Annotated in this window: 12 protein-coding genes and 1 pseudogene; 7 read left to right on the top strand and 6 right to left on the bottom strand. The window is 70.3% G+C overall.

The annotated features are described in order from the left end of the window. Positions 1–46: 46 nt before the first annotated feature. The gene (locus tag POL25_RS05085) at positions 47–1,132 is read left to right on the top strand and encodes a hypothetical protein (RefSeq protein WP_272084699.1); all 1,086 of its coding nucleotides are present in this window, start codon (positions 47–49) and stop codon (positions 1,130–1,132) included. Positions 1,133–1,192: 60 nt separating this feature from the next. Here the strand turns inward: POL25_RS05085 and POL25_RS05080 are convergent, their stop codons facing one another. Next, the gene (locus tag POL25_RS05080) at positions 1,193–2,431 is read right to left on the bottom strand and encodes a hypothetical protein (protein WP_272084698.1); all 1,239 of its coding nucleotides are present in this window, start codon (positions 2,429–2,431) and stop codon (positions 1,193–1,195) included. A 486-nt stretch (positions 2,432–2,917) separates the two neighbouring features. On the opposite strand from POL25_RS05080, the gene POL25_RS05075 reads away from it, so the two are divergent. Continuing rightward, positions 2,918–3,499 carry a hypothetical protein gene (locus POL25_RS05075; RefSeq protein ID WP_272084697.1) on the top strand — a complete coding sequence of 194 codons (582 nt, stop codon included), beginning with the start codon at positions 2,918–2,920 and terminating at the stop codon, positions 3,497–3,499. A gap of 292 nt (positions 3,500–3,791) precedes the next feature. After that, complete coding sequence (locus tag POL25_RS05070) at positions 3,792–5,456, top strand: HYR domain-containing protein (RefSeq protein WP_272084696.1); 1,665 nt, start codon at positions 3,792–3,794, stop codon at positions 5,454–5,456. Between the two features lie 38 nt (positions 5,457–5,494). Here POL25_RS05070 and POL25_RS05065 read toward each other — a convergent pair whose 3' ends face one another. Further along, the gene (locus POL25_RS05065) at positions 5,495–9,817 is read right to left on the bottom strand and encodes a serine/threonine-protein kinase (RefSeq protein WP_272084695.1); all 4,323 of its coding nucleotides are present in this window, start codon (positions 9,815–9,817) and stop codon (positions 5,495–5,497) included. A gap of 126 nt (positions 9,818–9,943) precedes the next feature. Beyond that, the gene (locus POL25_RS05060) at positions 9,944–11,176 is read right to left on the bottom strand and encodes a sigma 54-interacting transcriptional regulator (protein WP_272087236.1); all 1,233 of its coding nucleotides are present in this window, start codon (positions 11,174–11,176) and stop codon (positions 9,944–9,946) included. 42 nt (positions 11,177–11,218) lie between these two features. Between POL25_RS05060 and POL25_RS05055 the strand changes: the two genes are divergently transcribed. Together POL25_RS05055 and POL25_RS05050 are read left to right on the top strand one after the other, a co-directional pair. Beyond that, positions 11,219–11,389: a hypothetical protein gene (locus POL25_RS05055; RefSeq protein WP_272087260.1), complete on the top strand. Its 171-nt coding sequence runs from the start codon at positions 11,219–11,221 to the stop codon at positions 11,387–11,389. Between the two features lie 451 nt (positions 11,390–11,840). After that, entirely contained in the window at positions 11,841–13,247 is a 1,407-nt protein-coding gene (locus POL25_RS05050; RefSeq protein ID WP_272084694.1) for an RICIN domain-containing protein, read from the top strand. A 404-nt stretch (positions 13,248–13,651) separates the two neighbouring features. Here the strand turns inward: POL25_RS05050 and POL25_RS05045 are convergent, their stop codons facing one another. Together POL25_RS05045 and POL25_RS05040 are read right to left on the bottom strand one after the other, a co-directional pair. After that, the gene (locus tag POL25_RS05045; protein ID WP_272084693.1) at positions 13,652–14,431 is read right to left on the bottom strand and encodes a glycoside hydrolase family 44 protein; all 780 of its coding nucleotides are present in this window, start codon (positions 14,429–14,431) and stop codon (positions 13,652–13,654) included. 955 nt (positions 14,432–15,386) lie between these two features. Further along, a complete protein-coding gene (locus POL25_RS05040) occupies positions 15,387–16,250 on the bottom strand; it encodes a helix-turn-helix domain-containing protein (RefSeq protein ID WP_272084692.1) in 864 nt (287 codons plus the stop codon). 6 nt (positions 16,251–16,256) lie between these two features. Here POL25_RS05040 and POL25_RS05035 point away from each other — a divergent pair, with 6 nt between their 5' ends. Together POL25_RS05035 and POL25_RS44865 are read left to right on the top strand one after the other, a co-directional pair. Next, positions 16,257–17,012: an SDR family oxidoreductase gene (locus POL25_RS05035; RefSeq protein ID WP_272084691.1), complete on the top strand. Its 756-nt coding sequence runs from the start codon at positions 16,257–16,259 to the stop codon at positions 17,010–17,012. A gap of 111 nt (positions 17,013–17,123) precedes the next feature. Further along, positions 17,124–17,270: pseudogene (locus POL25_RS44865) on the top strand (hypothetical protein); the annotation flags it as partial. A gap of 567 nt (positions 17,271–17,837) precedes the next feature. Here POL25_RS44865 and POL25_RS05025 read toward each other — a convergent pair. Further along, positions 17,838–19,613: an outer membrane protein assembly factor BamB family protein gene (locus tag POL25_RS05025; protein WP_272084689.1), complete on the bottom strand. Its 1,776-nt coding sequence runs from the start codon at positions 19,611–19,613 to the stop codon at positions 17,838–17,840. Positions 19,614–19,633: the final 20 nt, after the last annotated feature.

Below are 19,633 nucleotides of genomic sequence, written 5' to 3'. Positions count from 1 at the left end.
AGGATGCACGCCGTAAAAGCTCGAGCAGCCTGAGCGCCAGGTGGTCATGCTACGGTTCACGATTCTGGTCGGTAGCGTCGTCTCGTTCATTCCGTCCTGCCCGTGCCACGGGCCGGGATTCACCTGTGAAGACGATTGGGGGGACGGCGGTGAGGCCACAGGCATGGGTGTATGCGGTGATAGTAACGTCGATCCGGGCGAGGAGTGCGACGACGGCGGGACGGTGTCGGGCGACCGTTGCAGCGACACGTGCATGATCGAGGCGTGCGCGTGGGACGTCGCCGCGCACACGTTCCCCATCGTCGTGTGGCAGGGGCAGGCGGTATACGGCCAGATCGCGTTCGACGGCGATTGCGACCTGATCGTCAGCGGCGGCGAGGAGACTTCGAACGTGTACCGCGTCGACAAGGACGACGGGTCCGTCTCGATCGTGGCTCCGCACATTCATTATCAGGTGGCCTCGGCCTTGACCTACCGCGCGAGCGACGACAGCATCTACTACGCGACGGGGCTCCATGACCCCCCCGAGCTTTTCGCCACTCTCTACGCCGTGGACGATCAGGATCAGGTCCACGAGATCCTGACGTTCGAGGACACCGTCACCTCGCTGACGGTCGCGCCGGAGGGCTTCGGTGGCTTCGGCGGCCAGCTGATCGCCACCACCAGGCCGGCGCCGAACGCGTCGGCTCTGCAGGCGATCGATGTCGAGACCGGCGTGATCACCACCTTCGCGCAGTCGGACATCGGGTTCGGCGTGGCGGCGTTCGGCGCCGACGGGACGCTCTATGTGACCGGTTGGAACAGCGATAGCATCGTCACGGTCACCGCCGACGGCGTCATCACGCCGTTTTTCACCGGGATCAGCAACCCGAGCGGCCTGGCCGTCGCGCCCGACGGCAGCCGCATGTTCGTCGCGCATCAGGGTGATCCGCTTTGGGCCGGCGAGGATCGCATCGACGAGCTCTCGATCCCCGGCGCGACGCTGACGCCGCGCGTCGAGATCGTCCAGGGTTTCGCGGGTACGCTGGCTGGCATCGTCGTCGACGGCGCGAATCACGTGCTGTACGAGGCGCCGGAGATGCCGGATACCGATCAGGCTCGCGCGATCATCGACATGTTCGAGGCGTCGTGACCGGAACCGCGGCCCGACGGCGCACGCGCCGATGCACCGCTCACCGCTGGTCGCGGCGGGTCACCAGGTCCCGAGCGCGCCCAACTCCACGATGGCGCCATTGGCGGTCACCACGAAGCCGAAGGCCACTTCTCCCGCCGCGAAGTCGCACATGTTCGCGGTCACCGTGATGGCCTCGTCGGACCACGAAGTGGCCGGCTGAGGGCAACGCTTCGTGCATTCGGCCCATTCCGCCTGGTCGCCGAACTCGACCCGCGCCTGCGTGCGATCGACGTAGATCTCGTCGTACCAGGCGCGCGCCGAGTAGCCGGAGCGGAGGTAGAACGGCAGGAACACGTTCTCGATCCGGTGGTCGGTCGTGCGCGTCACCATCGCGTCGCCGTCGTAGGTGGTGTGGCCGATGGCCCCGCTCGGCGACGCGTAGTGACCCCCCGGCACCCCGGAGTAGGTGAAGTTCCCGTTGCCGTCGACCTTGAAGTAACGCTTGCCGTTGGGCGCGCCCGGCGGGTCGGACAGCCGCACGTAGTGCTCCACGCGATGCCAGCCGTCGTCCGGCAGGTAGGCCGTATCGTCCGCCGCATAGAACGTCTGGTTGTACTCGCTCCCGTTCGCCGCGATCGTGTACGCGTCCTTGCCCTCCGCCGGGCCGAGCTCGCTGCTGACCAGCTGGACGGTGCCATGATAGGTGTCCACGTCGCCCGAGGTGAGGACACCGTGCTTGAAGTTCCAGTTGACATCCGTGCCGCCGTACACCTCCTTGTAGATGCGATACGAATAGTAGGCCTCGGTCAGGCCGAGGCCGCCGATGAACGTCGCGTTGCCCGACGTCTCGGCGTCGGTCCAATCGCCCATGGCGGCGCGCTCGCCGGAGAACGCCCTCGTCGCGTCGTAGATCGTGTTCCCCCACCCGAGCTGCCAGGTCGGACCGATCGTCGGAGTGGCGAGGGTCTCACCGAGCGCCCCACCGGCCTCGAAGCGGTCGAACAGGATGGGAGCCGCCGGGTCCTTGTGCCCGAAGCCCGCGCCCGAGAGCTGGAACGGCTCGCCGTCGACGAGCGCGCCGGGCGAAGCAGTCTCGCCGGTCGAGTCGGTGCCGGGGCCCTGCGTGCTGGTGCCGGTGCTCGTGCTCGTGCTCGTGCTCGTGCTCGTGCCCGGCTCTGTCGGGGTGCCGGTCCCGGTCTCGGGTTCGGTGCTCGCGCCGACGCCCGTCGCGCCCGTCCCGGTGCCGGTCCCGGTGCCCGTCGCCGTGCCGTCCACCTGTTGTTGCTCGCCGCACGCGCTGGAGAGCGTGGAGAGCAAGCCGAGCAGTATCGATGTCCGCGACGTCATGCGCATGGGCAACCCCTAACAGAGCATCGCGGTCATTCGCGCACATTCGCGGTCTGTGCGACCCGAGTTCGCACGAATGCAATTCTGCGAGGGAGGGGCCGCCTGGGCGCGCGGCGGATGGGGACAGCGGCGGCGACGGAAGGAACGAGCGATGGACATCCTCGATGCGGTCGGGAACGCGTCGATGGTGCGGCAGCGGGACTCGCCGGTGCGGCCGCGATCGGGGCGAGCGAGCTCGGCCCGGGTGTATGCCTGGTGCGAGCTGCGCGGAGCCCCTGGCAGATCTTCGCCCAGCGCGACGAGCGACGATTCCGCGCCCGACTGCGACGTTCCCCTCGTAATCCCTCGCGGTGGCCGGAGCGTCGTTACTGGGCGCCACAGGACCCTCACCCGTGGACCTTCAGCCGCCGCGCGCGCGCGATGCACTCTGGATCGCGTCCATCCGAGGAGAGACCCATGCGTGACTTCAAGGCGCTCGTAGGCGCCCTCGCGTTCGCTGCGTGCGGCGGTGACGGCGGCGACTTCGAGAGCAACAACGGTCAGGTCAGCGACGAGCTCGCGGGCTACTGCATCGCCACGTTCATCGAGGACTTCGAGTTCCTCAACCCCTCCGGCGGCGTCGCGCTCTCCGTCGAGCAGGGGCAGCGCTACCTGCTCACCGGGCTCCCGGACTCGCCGGCGATCGTGTACCAGCACAAAGATGGCGCGTTCGACCTCGACCTCGACGAGGGCACCGGGTCGATCGACGCGCCGTGCCTCGCCGACGGCCTGGCGCTGGCCTCGGAGCACGTGGCCTTCGCCCGGCTCGACGTTTACTCGGACCAGGCCCTGCAGAACCGGGTATGCACGATCGAGAAGTTCGCGCGCGGCAACGCGATCGGCTTCGGGTACGTCGCGGACAACGTCTACGAGCTCTTCCTGGACGGCGGGTTCTGCGACGGCCTGGAGTCGGGCTTCGTGCGAGCGACGAGGATCACGATCGGGGACATGGGTCACGTCGGGGTGCCCATCGTGCAGCTCTTCATGCTTCAGAAGTGAGCCGCGGCCCGGCGCGCGAGCCCGGGAGCCGCGGGGCCGATGCTCGCCGAGGTTCAGGCGATGCGCGGGCCAGGGAGCGCGGCGGCCCGAGCTCCGGGCCGTGAAGCCAGGTGCGCGGCGGAATTTTCCGGCGACCGCGATCGTTCGCGCCGCTGCGGCCACTGCTCCGATGACGGTCGGCCCGCGCAAGTGCGGGTGCGTCCCCGACGGCACGTTGCGAGCTGTCGACATCATGAATTGATCCGCGCGCCGAGGCGCGCGACTGGAGGGATCCGTGACACGTACGAGGAGAATGGGAGCATGCAAGCGGCGAATCGGCCTCGCGGCCGTGATCGCCGGGGTGGCGACGGTGTTGCCGGCCGCGCCGGCGTGGGCCGATTGCGAGCAGCCGCTGTATATCATCGCCCACCGGTGCAACGACCCGGCCGACGTGCCCAATGTCGTGCTCGCGCAGGACGTGAACGCGATCGAGGCCGACTTCTCGTGGGGCAGCCCCACCGAGTTCGTGCCCGACCGGTGGGTCGTCGATCACGACGGCGTGTTCGCCTGGTCGACCGACATCGATGATTGGCTAGGGGGCGTGAGCTTGACCCTGGGCCTCGGGGACTCGCCGCTCGGCCTCGTCATCCTCGACATCAAGGACCCGGACGGCCCGCTGCTCGACCTCTATAACCACGTGCGCGGCAGCCTCGGCCCCGACATCAACCTGCTGTTCTCGATCCCTGACTTCGAGGAGAAGGAGCAGTTCGAGGCGATCTTGAGCCAGATCAACGCCGACCCGCGCGCCGCCGTGGCGGTCGACTACCTGTCGGGCGACGAGCAGACCATGTCGGCCGTCGACAACTACTTCCGCACCACCGGCTTCGACAAGTACTGGTTCGGCGACGGCTACAACGTCACCGTCGAGACGCCGCAGAGCGTCGAGGACAACGTGGCCGACGCGATCGACATCCGTGACTCGGGCGCCCACTGCGAGGCGTTCCACGGCGTGTACACCTGGACCTACGAGAAGGAGAGCACGATCACCGGATTCTTGCTCGAGGGCGTCAACGGCGTGATGATGAACGCCGACGAGTGCCACGACATCGTCGGCATCGGCGACGGCGTGTGGACCCCGCTCGAGGCGGTGAACTTCGCCAAGACCCTGACCGGGACCGTGTTCGCCGCCCCGGAGGCGAACCCGTTCCGCTACGCGACGCCCGACATCGCCTGTCCCGACGACCAGGTCATCGAGTGTGCCTCGCCCGGCGGCGCCTGGGCCGGCGACACCCAGCTCGCCGAGTTCTACGCCGCGGCCGGCGCGTCGATCGACAATTGCGACGAGGTCACGGTGGTCGACGACAGCCCGCTGTTCTACGGCGTCGGCCAGGCGACCGAGGTCACCTTCACGGCGACCGACGCCGGCGTGTGCAGCCCGACGAACTCGTGCACCGCCAGCGTGACGGTGCAGGACACCCAGGCGCCGCAGATCGAATGCCCGCCGGACATCGCCGTCGACCCCGAGAGCCCCGGGGGCACCGTGGTGACCTTCACGGCCGCCGCGGTCGACGTGTGCGACGGCGCGCCTGCGGTGGTGTGCCCGACGTCCGGCGAGACCTTCGAGATCGGCAGCGAGACCGAGGTGTTCTGCACCGCGACCGACGCCGCCGGCCATCAGGACGTGTGCAGCCTGCACGTCAAGGTGTACACGCCCGAGGAGGTGGTCGAGAACATGGAGTCGGCCGCGGCCGCGCTGGCGGGCAGCCTCAACCACGGCCAGCTCAACAGCCTGCTCGTCCACCTCGGGATCGTGATGTCGGCGATCGAGAAGAACAAGCACAACCAGCTGTGCAACAAGCTCGAGGGCATCGTCGATCAGGTGGACGGCTGGATCGACGCCGAGCTCGTGACGCCGCAGCAGGGCCAGCCGCTGATCGACTCGGCGCTCAACCTGCTCGCCACGTTCGTGTGTCAGTGAGCGGAGCCATGACGGCACCGACGAGGTGCCGGTGAGCGCTACGGCCTGGCGGAGAGCAATCGATGCCAGCGCGGATCGGCCTGCATGGCCTGGAGACGCGGGTGGAGCCGCAGGCGCTCCTTCATCGCCGTCGGCTCGCGCGAGCGGGCCAGCGCGCGGGTCGCTGCGGCCATCGCCTCGTCCGGTCGATGGCGGGCCGCCGCGACTTCGGCGACGAGGAGCTCGAGTTCGGCGAGGCGATCGTCGGGCTCGTCGCTGTGGCTCGCGCGCAGGGTGGTCGCGGCGTCGAGGTCCGCCGCGGCCTGCTCGAGCTCGCCCGCGGCCTGCCACGCCGCGGCGCGCATCGTCAGCAGTTCGGCCTTGGTGTCGAGCTGCACGGCGTCGGACGTCGGCAAGCTGTCCACGTCCACGGTCTGACTCAGCCACATCTGCTGCTGCTCGGCGTCGAGGTGCATGCGCGCCGCGTTCGTCAGCGCCTCGCGCAGCAGCGCGCCGTGGGCCGCGCCGAAGGCCGCGCGCATCAGCGGCAAGAACCGCGTCGGCTGCCCGCGCAACAGGTGCCGCAAACGCTGGCGGATCGCAGGCCGCGTGATGTCGAGGGTCGACAGCCATGCGAGCGCGTCGTCGAGGCGGCCGAGCTCCGCGGCGGCGGCGGCTCGCCACAACGGCGCCAACTCCTCGGCGGCCGACGAGGTCGCCGCCTCGCGCAGCTGGCCCGTCACCAGCGCGCGCGCGAGTTGCGAGCCCGGCGCTGTCGGTGCCGTTTCGGAGAGTCGTGCGCCGACGAGCGAGACGCGCCGGAGCCGGGCACGGAGCTGGAGCGCGCCGTGCTCCTCGACCCCGCTGGCGCGCAGCACGAGCAGGTGCGGGCCCGGCCGTAGCGTCTGCTTGAGGGGGAACGAGCGCCGCTCCGCGAGGTCGCCGCGTTCCTCGACGTCCAGCATGCCCTGGTGCGGTAGCAGGCGCGCCCGCAACAAGTGATGCGAGCCGGTGCTCGGGTCGTCGGTCGGCCTCCCGGCGATGTCCAGGCGACGATGCAGGCTCGGCGCGCTGAAGCTCCCGTGGCGCCGCAGGTAGCCGCCGCCGCCGCTCGCGGCGACGCCCAGCGTCATGACTTCCTCGCCGTCGGGCGCGCGCACGCTGACGGCCAGCTGCGCGGCCCACTCGGCGCGCTCCACCTCGAGCTCGATCTCGAGGCCGAGAGCACCGTCGCCGAGCTCGATCGGCAGCGTCATAAGATCGCCGGTATCGGCGTAGGCGTCGATCGCCAGGTTGCCCCGCACGCGATCCATGCGCAGCGCCAGCGGCTCGTGGATCTGCCACGACGGCGCCAGCGGCTGGTCGAAGCGCAGCTCGATCGAGTCGCGGGGTTCGACGGCTGCCGTGAGGCGTTCGCTGGCGGCGCTCGCCAGGCGGCGCTGCGACGGAGTCAGCGCGTCGCTCGCCAGGACCGTTCGCGCCACGCACAGCGCGTCGTCGAGATCGAGGGCCCGCTCGTAGCTGACGATCGCCGCCAGCGCGGCGTCGACGTTGCCGTCCTGGGCCAGCACCGCGTGGCTGGCGGCCGCGCGCGCGTGGTCGCCGGCGGCCTCGTAGAGCGCGGCGGCCCGCTGCTGCGCCGCCCGGCCGTCCTCCGGCGACGGTGCGAGCGCGCTGCGGCGGGCGAGCGCGTCGGCGGCCGCGGCGTAGAGGCCGAAGCCGACCAGATCCTCGGCGCGGGCCCAGGCGCGGGCCAGTGACGGATCGGCGACCAGCGGCGGCGTCACGTGCACGCGTGGGGGCAGGACCGACGCGAGCGGTGCACCGCCGGCGCCGAGCACCGCCAGCGCGTCGCCGTCGCCGTGCGGGGTCGTCACGAGCACCTCGTCGGCGGCGTCGTCGTCGAAGTTGCCGACGGCGAGCGGCACGACGTGCTCGACCAGCCCCGACACGAAGCTGCCGTCCTCGCGCTGTCGCCACAACAGGGCCGCCGCCTCGCTCCTGGACGGCGCCCGGTAGCGGAGGAGCAGGTCGTCGCGGCCGTCGCCGTCGAAGTCGCCGCGGAACATCGCGCGCACCTTCCCGACCTCCTGCGCACCGTCGGCCGCCGGAAAGGGCGCGAAGAACACGGTCTCGAGCGCCTCGCCGGCGCGACGGACGATGTACAGGCCAGGCGGCTCTCCGTGCGGGGTGTCGGGCGAGAATGCGAGCTTGTTGGCGGCGTCGTTGTCCTTGGCGATCGCCAGCAACGTCTCGCCGCCGACCCCCCGCAGGGTCGTCAGCGCGCGCACGTGCCCGATGCGCCGGCGTGCCGCGAGCTCGAGCCCACCGTCCGGCCCTGCTTGCAAGATCCGCACGTCGTAGGCGCGCCAGGGGCCGACGGCGACCGCCAGCTCGTCGCGGCCGTCGCCGTCGAAGTCGCCGGTGGCCAGCGCGTTGATGTCGCTGCTGAGCTCATCGATCGCGGGGTGGGCCACGCTGCGCTGCCAGGTCCCGCTCGCGTCGGGCCCCAGGCGATACAACTTGCGCGTGTAGGCGGCGGTCCCGACGTAGAACTCGCGCAGGCCGTCGCCGTCGAGGTCGGCCGCGGCCGCCGCGTGCAGCTGATCGTAGGGCCAGGTGAACACGATCTGCGGCTTGCCCGTGTCGAGCGCGTACAACATCGCCGTGTCGTCCCTGCGCCCGAGCAAGAAAGCGGGTCCGTCGGGGCTGCGACGCAGCGAGTCGAGGACGGCGCCGACGCGGCCGATCGCGTCGTCCCCCGTCAGGTCGAACATCGGGGACAGGTCGCGGTTCATGCGACGCACGCTCACCGGTCCGCGCTCGCCGTCGCGGGGGAACACGGCCAACTCGTCCTGCCCGTCGCCCTCGAGGTCGAGCGCGACGACATGCTCGCCGCGGACCCCGGGGAAGCTGGCCGTGTTCAGGGCGCGCAGCACGGGCGCGACGTCTTCGCGCTCGCGTCCGGCGCGGCCGCCATCGACCTCCGCGAGGAAGCCGCTCACGTCGCGCAGCCCCAGGGCCGCGTCGGCGCGCAGCCGCGACCAGGTCTCGCTATGGACGGCCTGCGGCGATCGCTGGCCGGCCGTGTGGGCCAGCGTCGCCAGCTCCTGGAAGCGCCACTGCACGCGGAACAGCTCGGCGATCCGCAGGAAGATCGCGGCCTCGCGTGGGTCCTTCGCCGGCAGGGTGGTGTACGCCTCGACCAGAGCGGACAGGGCGGCTTCGCGATCGCGGGCCGCGTCCATGCGGTCGGCCCACATCAGCCAGGCGTCGACGGCAGCCCGCGAGGCGCGGTGCTCGGGTTCGCCGACGAAGGCCCGCAGCGCCTCCTCGGCCTCGCTCCGTCGACCGCGCGCGAGCAGGCGATCGACGCCGGCGGTCACGACCTCCAGGCGCTCCGCGGCCGCAAGCTCGGCCTGCTCGCGCGCGTCGCGGTGCTGCCATTCGCGCGCGCCGAGGTACAGCGCGACCCCGCCGATGACCACGAGCGCGGCGTAGAAGGCCCGCCAGCCCCACTTCGCGCGCCGCTGGCCTTGCTCGGGCGTGAGCGCCGACAGCAGCGCCGACAGCGACGGCCAGCGCGAGGCCGGTTGCGCCGCGAGGCCGCGCTGGACCGCGCGATCGAGCCAACCCGGCAGCCGCGGCGGCTCGGGCGGTCTGCACAATGCTCCCGCGCGGATCTGCGCGACCATCTCGTGCGGCGTCTTGCCGGCGAACGGTCGCACTTCGTACAGCGCCTCGTAGAGCGCGACGCAAAAGCTGAATTGATCGCTGTGCGGGCCGACCCCCTCGTTCTCGTGCTGCTCGGGGGCCATGTATGCCGGCGTGCCGATCCGGGCCCCGCGTCCGGCCACCGTCGCCATCATCCGGAGCGCGCCGTTCTCCGTCCACGCGGCCTCGTCCGGGTCGCGGTAGCGGGCGACGCCGAAGTCGGCCACGCGCACCCGACCGTCCTTGCCGACCAGCAGGTTGTCGGGCTTCACGTCGCGATGCACGAGGCCGGCTGCGTGTGCCGCCATGAGACCGCGGCCGGCCTGCACGAACACGTCGACGATCGTCTGCCACGCGCGCGGGGCCTCCGCGAGCCAGTGTCGCAGCGTGCGCCCGTCGACGAACTCCATGGCCACGAACACCTGCCCGGCGTGCACGCCGACGTCGTGGATGGCCACGATGTTGGGGTGAGACAGCTTCGCCAGCGCCCGGGCCTCCCGCAGTAGCAGCGCCTGGCCGCGCCGCGGGCCGACCTCGCCCTCCTCCGGGTACATCAGCTTGATCGCGACCTTGCGGTCGAGCTCGGGGTCGTACGCCGCATAGACCACGCCCATCCCGCCTGCGCCGAGGCGACCGATGATCACGAAGCGGCCGATCCGGGACGGCACCGCCTCGGGCGCGGGACCCCGGTTCGATGTCACAATCGATTCGGGCGCGGGCACCAGGGTCACCTGCGACCCGTCGGTTGGCGGGTTGTCTTGCAACGCGCGCTCGTCCTACCACGAATCGACGAGCTATCGCGCGCGACCGAGACGCCGTTGAATGCCCCGTACGGACACGCCGAGCGCGCGCGCCATCCTCATGACATTTCCGCCCGACGCCGCGTGCGCGGCGGCAACCTCCTCGTCGGAGAGGCTCCCCGCGAGCGGGATCCCCAGATCGCGCATGCGCGCATAGAGCGTATTCGGCGCGACCTGGAGCGCCCGCGCAGCCCCACGCACCGAGTGCTGGTGCGCCGCGAGGGTCTCGCGGATGACGGACTCCGTCAGCGCCTGCGCGACGACCTCCACGGGCGCCGCGACGTCCGGCGCCGGCGTCGACGCCATCGCGGGTGGCGCGCTTGTTGTGAGCACCAGCTTCGGCTGGTTCGCAGCGAGCAGCGCGGCTTGACTGGCGGCCCCGCGCAACTCGCGGGAGTTGCCGGGCCAGCGAGCGAACAGCGCGGCCTCGACCGCCTCGAGATCGAGCCACGGGCTGTCGGTCCATGCACGCATGCGCAGACGCTCGCGTCGCCCAAGCCCTGCGAGCGCCTGATCGAGGAAGTGGATCAACTGCACGGCGATGTCGGCCGGTCGATCGCGCAGTGGCAAGAGTCGCAGCGTCTGGCTGCACAGGCGGAACAGCAGCGCCTTGCGGAAGCGCCCGGCCGCGACGGCGTCCTCGAGGTCGGTGTCGGTGGCGGCGAGCATCCGTACGTCGACGGCGCGGACGCGACCGCCGATCGGCTGGATCTCGCCTTGCTCGAGCGCCCGCAGAAGCTGCACTTGCAGGCTGATCGGCGCATCTCCGATCTCGTCGAGGAAGAGCGTGCCGCCGTCGGCCTGGAGAAAGTAGCCGTCGTGAGCGCGAGCCGCGTCGGTGAAGGCGCCGCGCGCGTGGCCGAACAGCTGGCTCGCCGCGGTGCTGTCGGGGATCGCCGACAGGTTGACGGTGACGAGCGGCTGGCCGCGCCGCCGCCCGCACGCGTGGATCGCCTGCGCCGCGAGCTCCTTCCCGGTGCCGGTCTCGCCGATGAGCAGCACCGGCAGCTCGCTCCCCGCCGTCGCTTCGATCTGCTCGCGCAGACGCTCCGTCGCGGCGCTCACTCCGACGAGCCCGTGCTGTTCGCGTGGCGGCGGCGCGCGCAGGCCCAGCTCGATCAGCAGCCCGACCCGCCGCCTCAGCACGACGTACCACGCGCGACCCTGCGCGCCGTGCAGCGGCCGGATCTCGCACGGCGCGTGCGCGAGCTCCGACCAGACCGGCATCTCACCTGCCTTTAAAGACAGGTATGCGGGCGAGCGACTGAGGTGCGGGTCCTCGAGCGGGCGTCCGGGCTGGCCCGCGGCGGCGAACAGCGGCTCGCGGCGCGACAGCGGCACGCGCTGCTGCGCGTCGAACTCGACCGCGGCGATCTCGCCGATCCGGCTCGGATCGGGATGACCGACGATCGTCATCGTCACGCCGGCCTTGCGCTGTGAACATTCGCCATCGCGCGCATCGGCCGGCGTCAACGTGGTGATGCTGTCCACGGGCCGCGAGCGTACGGCATCGTCCCGGGCCGTTCAAGCGCGGCCCGTTGAACGTTCAGTGAGCGTCCGAGGCCACAAACGCGCGTGCAGGGCCCGCTGGAAGCCGAGGCGCCGCCGCATCGACGCGTGGCACGTCGCTTGCTGAATGCTGGCGACGAAGCGAAATGCCGGGCGAGACTGCGTGCAATTCGACATCTCGCGGGGGCGCGCGCCGGAGCGGAATCATGGGCCTCGGCGCGGACGCTGGGTGCCATGAGAGCGAGCTGCGCGGCCGAATCATGCGAGAGCGCTTCGCCCGGCGATCCTGATCTTTGACGCATTGTGGCTTGAAATGACGCTCGGGGCCCAGCATCGCGCGGGGCTCGGCGAGCGGTCCGATCGATCCGAAAGAGGAGTGAAAATGTCTGCAGTGGAGTATTTCTTCATCATTTCCAAGGCTCGTGGTCCCGGGAACGCCGCCCTGGCGTTGAGCGCATCGTCGAGCGGGAGTGACGTCGTGGTGACGACCCACTCGTACCAGGACGAGCGACAGATGTGGGAGAAGCGGCCGCGCCAGGCCAGCAACGCGGGAGTGTTCGGGCTGGTGAACAAGGCGACCGGGACGTGCGTGGCGCGGGCCTCGGCGGACAACGGCGCCGGGTTGCAGCTGGTGCCGATCGGCAGGATCGGGAGCGACGATCTCGCCGTCTGGCAGAACGACAACGTGGGCGGGCAGTACAACGCCGTGGTGTCGGTGCAGGAGTGGGAGCAGAAGATCAACATCTTCGGGGACGGCCCGTACGTCAGCGGCTCCCGGTGCGTCTCGTGGCACTGGGACGGCGGCTCCGACAACGAGCTGTGGCGCTTCGCCTCGGCGAACCGCGAGGTCGTGCTGAAGAACATCCAGTTCTTGCTGGACCAGGCCGCCCTGGTTCAGATGCCGCCGGTCATCGCGTATCGCACGCGCCTCGTGAACAACACCGCCACGGAGCAGGAGCTGCGTTTCACCTACGCGACGTCGAAGACGAGGACCGAGACGTACAGCGCGTCCGCGGCGTTGGAGCTGAACGCCATCTATGAGACCAAGGTACAGCTGCTGGCCGTGACGACCACGGTCACGCTCGGGGCCAAGGTGACGACGTCGATCACCTTCGGCCGGACGGAGGAGACCAGCGAGACGGTCACGCTGGACTCGCCGGTCAAGGTGCCGGCGAACTCGGGGGTGACGGCCTCCGTGCTCATGCAGCACGCCAAGCTCGACGTGCCGTTCCGCGCGATCTACGACGTGACGTACGACGACGGGACGACGCAGGAGGTCGTCAAGACCGGCGTGTACAACCAGGTGGCGTTCTTCAACGTCATGGCCGAGTTCCAGCCCGAGAAGCCCGGGGAGCCGAGCCTGCCGGCCGACGGGGTCTACAAGCTCGTCAACAAGTTCGACAAGTCGCTCGACGTCAACGGAGGAGCCACGGCGCAGGGCACCAGGGTCATTCAGTGGCCCTACAGGGGCGGCGGCAACCAGAAATGGGAGCTGAGCTACCAGGGCGGAGGGTGCTTCCGGCTCATGGTGAAGCACAGCGGTCTGTCCCTCGACGTGTCCGGGGCTTCGCAGGCCGACGGCGCCGAGATCCAGCAGTTTCGGTGGCACGGCGGCAACAACCAGCTGTGGCAGTTGATCGCCAACGACGACGGCACCGTCCGGGTCCAGAGCAAGCTCTCCGGAAAGGTGATGGACGCGCAGAACGGCGAATCGACCGACGGCGCCGTGCTGGTCCAGCGCGCCTGGAATGGCAGCGCCGGCCAGCGCTGGACCTTGAGTCTGGCGTGAGCGCGCCGCGCCGCGGCGTCGGCAAGGCGTACGGTCTCCGGGTCGCCCCAGGGCGACACCGCGGACCGCTCGCCGGCCGGCACCGTGGCGCGGCCGAGCAACGAGGCGATCCACGGTCATCCTCATGGCATAGACCGAACTCTACGTCCGCATTCTCGGTATCGAGGCTCCCTGGCGAGTTGCCGCGGTGAAGAGGCAGCTCGGGCAGGGGCAGATCGTCATCGTCGAGCACGACCCTGATATGCCGACGACGTGCCCGGAGCGTGGCCAGGCTGTTCCCCGCCACGCGGACTCGCCGATGGCGGTACCTCGATAATGTCAGTATCGGACGATCATCGAAGCCGGCGGCGCCACGGTGTGAGGCGTGACCGGCGACGAGGTCGCCGAGCACGCCGCACGCACGCTCACTGCGGGACGAGCACGCTGACGCTGTAAGCCGGCATCGCGTAGAGGAGCGCGTTGGTGGCGGCCAGTGAGAGATCGGCCCCGGCGACCAACTCCGGCTGCGGGCCGGTCAGCTGCCACACGGCGACCTTCGAGTAGTTGGCGTAGGCGGCCAGGCTGACCGCGGCGGTCAGCGGCCCGGCGGTCTTGTTGATGGCGACGATCACGGTGCGCGCGGGGTCGGCGACGTCGGTGCTGGCGTAGACGCTGGTGGCGGCGACGTCGGAGGTCGCGGCGTGGATCGAGGTGTCGCCGAACTTGCCGCCCTGGCCGTCGTAGCTGGTAAAGGCGCGGAAGGCGGCCCAGATCATCGAGGTCTGATCGGTCAGGGCCCAGTAGGCGGCCATCGTCACGGCCTCGCGGCCGAAGATGCCGAGCACGTCGGCCTGGGCGATGGCGCCGGAGATGTGGCCGCCGCCGCCGTAGTTGTACTCGGTGAAGCCGAGGCCGGTGCCGGGGTAGTGCTCGTCGATGCGCTCCCTGAGCCACGGCAGCAGGCGCACGGGGCCCTGGAGGACGTCGTTGGCGATCCAGCTGTCCTCGTGGAACGTGTCGTCCCACAGCGAGCGCGGGGCCTGCACGCGGGCTTCGACGGAGGCGGGCGAGTTGTCGTCGCCGGTGATGCGCTGGCCGTCGGCGTAGACCTCGGTGTACCAGTGGAGGTCGAGCACGTCGACGATGCGGTGCCCCTCCTGCGCCTCGGCGTCGGCCATGGCCTGCAAATAATAGGAGAGGAACAATCCCCAGGCCCCTCAGGCCGCCCGCCCAGACCCCGACCGGGTCGTAATCCCACGAATTCGGGCGTTCTGAGGGGTTCTGGATTTCCCGGTCTGGACCGGTGCGACCCGGATTGGCCCGGGTTTTGGCAAAAGTTTGGCAAAGCCGCAAAACTGCGGTGGCTGATTTGTGGTTTCCACGGCTTACCGACGTTCGGCGGTGATGCGGTGATGCTGAACGCACACTGCATAGGCCTCTCGAAGAGCAACTGGTAGCTGTGGAACAAGTTCTAAACATCAGCAAACCCCGCGCCAGAAACAGCGCAGCCCTGAATTCTCGAAAATGCGCGCGGGGTTGAAGATGCTCGGTTTGTTCTGCGCTCATCTGCTCCGGTCAGGTTTCGTCCCAGAGTCTGTCACAGGCCCGACCTGTGACAGACTCTTGCGCTAGGGAGCGGTCTGGCCGCGCTGCCGAGGCGGAGGCGCCGTCTTCGCGGCTCCGCAGCGGCGCCCCCGCCGGGTCTGGAAGCAGCGCACGCTCGGCGAGCTGGCGGAGCGTGACGATCTGAACGACGCCGATTCCACCTGTTTCACTCGCGCGGCCCTGCCCGCGGCCCGCGGGACCGGCGGCTCATCGTCGCTCGCGTCGGCTGTGACGTCAGCGAGCATGACGGCAGCACGCCGCTGCGCCCTCGTCGATCGACAGTGCGGGCCCGAGCAGCCCGATCTTGACCCGGCGGTCCTTCCCGTCGATGCGGTAGCGGATCAGCGCAACCTTCTTCCCGGTGAGCAGAACCCGCAGAATGAACCCGGGGAGCGCGTCGCACGTGACTTCATCGCGCGAGGCTTGTACTCGCGCACGAACGCAGCAGTGATCATGACCCTTCCTCCTACCCCCAGATTTCGGATGGTCCCGCGCTCGGCCGCGGCTGTCGGACCTCACGCTGTGGCGTCGCGCTCGGCCGTCTCGACCTGTGCGTCAGAGGCCGCGCGCGTACTGGCCCGGGGTCGTGCCGACGATGCGGCGGAAGTGCCGATTGAGCTGGCTCTGGTCGTACAGCCCGACCTGCGGGGCGATGTCACGAGGCTTCACCCCGGCGGCCAACAGCTGCTTGGCCCGCAAGATCCGCAGCCGCGTAAAATAGGCGTGTGGTGGCATCCCGACCTGCGAACGGAACGCCCGGCACAGGTGGAACTTGTCGAGGCCGGCGTACGCGGCGAGATCGTCGAGCGTGACGGGATCGGCGAGTCGCTCGCGCAACAGCTCGAGCGATCGCCGGACCGGTCGCGTGTGTTCGAACGTCGCGTCGCCGATCGACGCGAGCGCGGCGATCCCCTCGGCGACCGCGACCTCCAGCTCGAGGCGATCGGCGCGGGCGTGGACGGCGTCGTGAAGGCGCTGGAACGCGGCGCCGCGGGCATCGTCGGCGGTGAGCTGCGGACGTACCCGGACCGGGCCGATCGCGCTTTCGACAGTGGAGGCCGCAAACGAGACGATCTGGGCCGTGCTCGGGCCGTCACGCGAGACGTCGCGATGGACCTGCCCGGGCCCGGCGAGCTGCAACGAGCCTGGCTCGCAGCGCCACACCTTGCCGCCGCACCACCACTCCGAGCGGCCGGTTTCGACGCGCGCGATCGAGTACGTCTCCTTCATCCCCGCATGGAGCTCGTCGGTGGACCAGCGCACTGCCCGTAGACCGGGCACGGAGACCGCGAGGATGTCGGTGCGGATCGCCACGCGCTTCATGATAGGGCGAGCGCGCCGGGGCGGCTTGGGCATTCTTGGCGGAGGCGTCTCCGTGCCAAGGATCACCAAGGCAGCGCCGCTGGCGATCGCTATCACGGGGCCATGCATGACAAATTCGTCGCCCTGGTCACCGGGGCCAACAAAGGTATCGGCCTTCAGATCGCCAGGGAGCTCGCGGCGCGCGGCTACACGGTGCTCGTCGGCGCCCGCGACCGCGCGCGCGGCGAGGCCGCGGCGAAACAGATCACCGGCGACGCCCGCTCGCTCGTGCTCGACGTCACCGATGCCGCCACGATCGCAACCGCCGCCGCGTGGATCCAGCGCGAGCTCGGGCGGCTCGACGTCCTCGTCAACAACGCTGGCATCGCCCATGGCGGCGCGGCCGGAGACGCGTCGCTCGCCGCCATCACCCGCAGCGGGGCGCCGAGCGTGGCCTCGCTGGCGGACGTCCGGGCGGTGTTCGAGACCAACGTCTTCGGCGTCATCGCCGTGACGCAGGCGATGCTGCCGCTGCTCCGCGCGGCGCCGGCGGGGCGGATCGTCAACGTGTCGAGCGGCATCGGCTCGCTGACCTCGATCAGCGATCCCGCATATCCGTTCCGCGGCGTCGGCGGTGTCGCCTACGGCCCGTCGAAGAGCGCGCTCAATGCCGTGACCATCGCGTTCGCGCAGGAGCTCGCCGACACCCCGATCAAGGTCAACGCCGCGTGCCCCGGCTACACGGCGACCGATCTCAACGCTCACAGCGGGCCGCGGAGCGTCGTCGAGGGCGCGCGCGAGCCGGTGCGGCTGGCGCTGCTCGGGCCGGACGGACCGACAGGTACGTTCTCCAACGACGACGGCCCGATCCCCTGGTGAGGTCGCCGCTCGATCTGGCGCGGTATCGCGTCACCTTTCGGGCATGCTCACCGTCACTCTCGTCGCCGTGATGTTCGGCTCGCCTGCAGCGCGTCGGTGTCGACGGCGAGGATGTTGGTCCCGGGCTTCGAGCCCGAGGCCACCGGGGCGGGAGAGGCCTGCGGCGGCGAGGGCGAACACGCCGAGGCCCTCGCTCACTTCGAGCGGGCTGCGGCCGCCGATCGCCACGATCCGCACTGTCGTTACCAGGCCGCCTTCACCCTGCTCCACCTGCGGCGCTATGCCGAAGCGGAAGCCGCCTACGCGGAAGTCGAGAGTCTGGCGCCCGGATGGTTCCACTGCCGCTCCGATCGCTGGCTCGCGGGTCAGCTCGCGGCCGGGGCCGTTGCCCACGAGATCTTCCTCGTCGCACATGCGCTGCAGGACGGGCCGATGGCGCCCGAGGTGAAGCTCGACCTGTCCGAAAGGGCATTGACTGCAGAGCCGCGGCTGGCGCTGCTGCATCTGCAGCGGGGCAAGCAGATCGTGCCGCTCGGGCGCGAGGCCGAGGCGGTCGCGGCGTTCCGCGCCGGCCTCGCCGGTGACGGTGAGCCGGACGTGTATAGCCGCTTGCGCGTCGCTGGCGGAGTAGGGCTCGAACTTGCCCCACGCGGCGAAGAAGACGTGGGCGCCGGTGACTGCGGAGCGCAGGGCCCAGCGGGGCGGGCAGGTCTGGGCCTGCTCCCGGGACATGCACATCGGCGTGCCGATGATGATCCCCGTGCTGGTGAGGCGGCCCGAGCTGTGAGCCGTGGCAGACCATCGAGATGGGACCTTAAGGTCCTACTACCGGTTGGGCCGGCGACGCGAGCATCGGCGAAGCTTCCACCACAACGGCGCAAGCAACCAGCCCGCCCCGCTGCCGTTCATGCTGCGGCAGCCGCAGCCCTCCGCCCCGGGATCCGCCTCCGCGCCCGTCTCTCCGGCCGAGGACCCGCCATCGCCGCCATCGTCCTCGCCCGTGCCGGTGCCCGTCGAACCCTCCACCGGTGAAGTCGTCGGCATCTCGCCGCTCGTCTCCCCCGCGCTCGTGCTCGTCGCGGTCTCGCCGGTCGCGCTCTCCTCGCCGCCCGTCGTTTCCCCAGGATGCGGCGCCTCCTCGACGTCGATCGCGTAGAGCCAGCCGTACACATCCTCCTCGGGCTGTCCGCCAATCACGGTGCTGACATACGCCCGCGTCCCGTCGGCCGTGAACCGCGCCCGCGCGCTCGGCATCTGATACGTACCGTTCTCGATCGGGAACGGGATCTTCCACAGCTGCGTCCCCGTCGCCGCGTCGTAGGCGTCCAACTCGCCGTCGGGCGCACTGTCCATCCCGTCGATCAGGAGCGTGCCACCATCGGGGCTGAGCGACGGTCCCAGCCGCGATCCCGGCTCCATCCCGATCTCCCAGCGCAGCGACCCCGCGGCGTCGAGCGACGTCAAGTACGCCCCGTCGTGCATCACGTACACATTGCCGTCCGCGTCGAACTCCGGCGTCGACACCACGTTGCCGGGGTCCGGATAATACGACCACACCCGCGATCCGCCGCCGGGCTCGTACGCGTGCAAGCCCCAGCCCTCGGGGAGCCCCCAACTCGAGAGATACACCCGGCCGTCGGGCCCCACCGCCGCCTGGCCGCGCGGGCCGAACGAGCCCGACAGTGATTGCACGTAGGTGGCGAATCGCTGCTGGCCATCGAGGTCGAACCCAAACAGGAACGGCGGCGTCGGCATCCCCTGATACAGATCGCCGAGCGTCACCGCGAAGTACGCCTGATCGAGCGGCCCGTTCGGGCGCGACGGCCCGAACACCAGCTCGTGCGAGCGCTCGTAAAACGACGCGTCGAGCTTCGGCTGGCCGGCGTGGTCCCACACCAACTCCCCTGACGGCTTGATCCGCTGCAGTCCACCGCCCGCAGCCGTCACCGCCCAGTACACGTCGCCCTCGGGCCCGATCGCCGGCCCCGACACGGTGTGGGCCCACGGCTCGTTGAGGATCCACTTCAGCGACCCGTCGGGCGCCAGCGCGTGCAAGTGTAGGTCCGGACCGAGCGGCTGGATCCCCACGTAGCTCGATCCGTCGGCTCCGACCGCCACCGGTCCCTCGCTGCCGCTGCCGTGCTCGTGACCCGCCCGCCGCGGCCCGTCGTGGATCCACCGCAACAGCCCGTCGTGCCCGAGCGCATAAACGAATCCCAGCGCGTCGACGGCGATCACCGTCCCATCAGGGCCGATCCCGCTGCGGTGCTGAATCCCCATACCGTCGACCTGGAAGCGCCACGCGATTCTTCCGTCGGCTGGCGGCAGCGGCTCGATCGTCAGCGGCGCCGCCTCGCTCGCGCCCTCGCTCGTGATCACGCGAATCGTCGTGTCCCCGAGCGGCACGTCGGCCGTGACGTACGCGCTGATCGCCGTCTCCGCCCAGCGCGCGGTCGCAACCGGTACCCCGCCGATCTCCACGCTCGCGCCCGCGACGAGCCCGGGCGCCTTGCCGAAATCGGTGCCGGCGATCCGCACGCGCCCGTTGTGGACCACGAAGGCTGACGACAGTGAATTGATGTGCGGTGGAGCGGCCAGCACGGACGGCGCGATCGTAAACA

It is taken from the genome of Nannocystis bainbridge, assembly GCF_028368995.1.
Taxonomy (GTDB): Bacteria; Myxococcota_A; Polyangia; order Nannocystales; family Nannocystaceae; genus Nannocystis; species Nannocystis bainbridge.
This window is presented reverse-complemented; position numbering and strand designations above follow the sequence as displayed.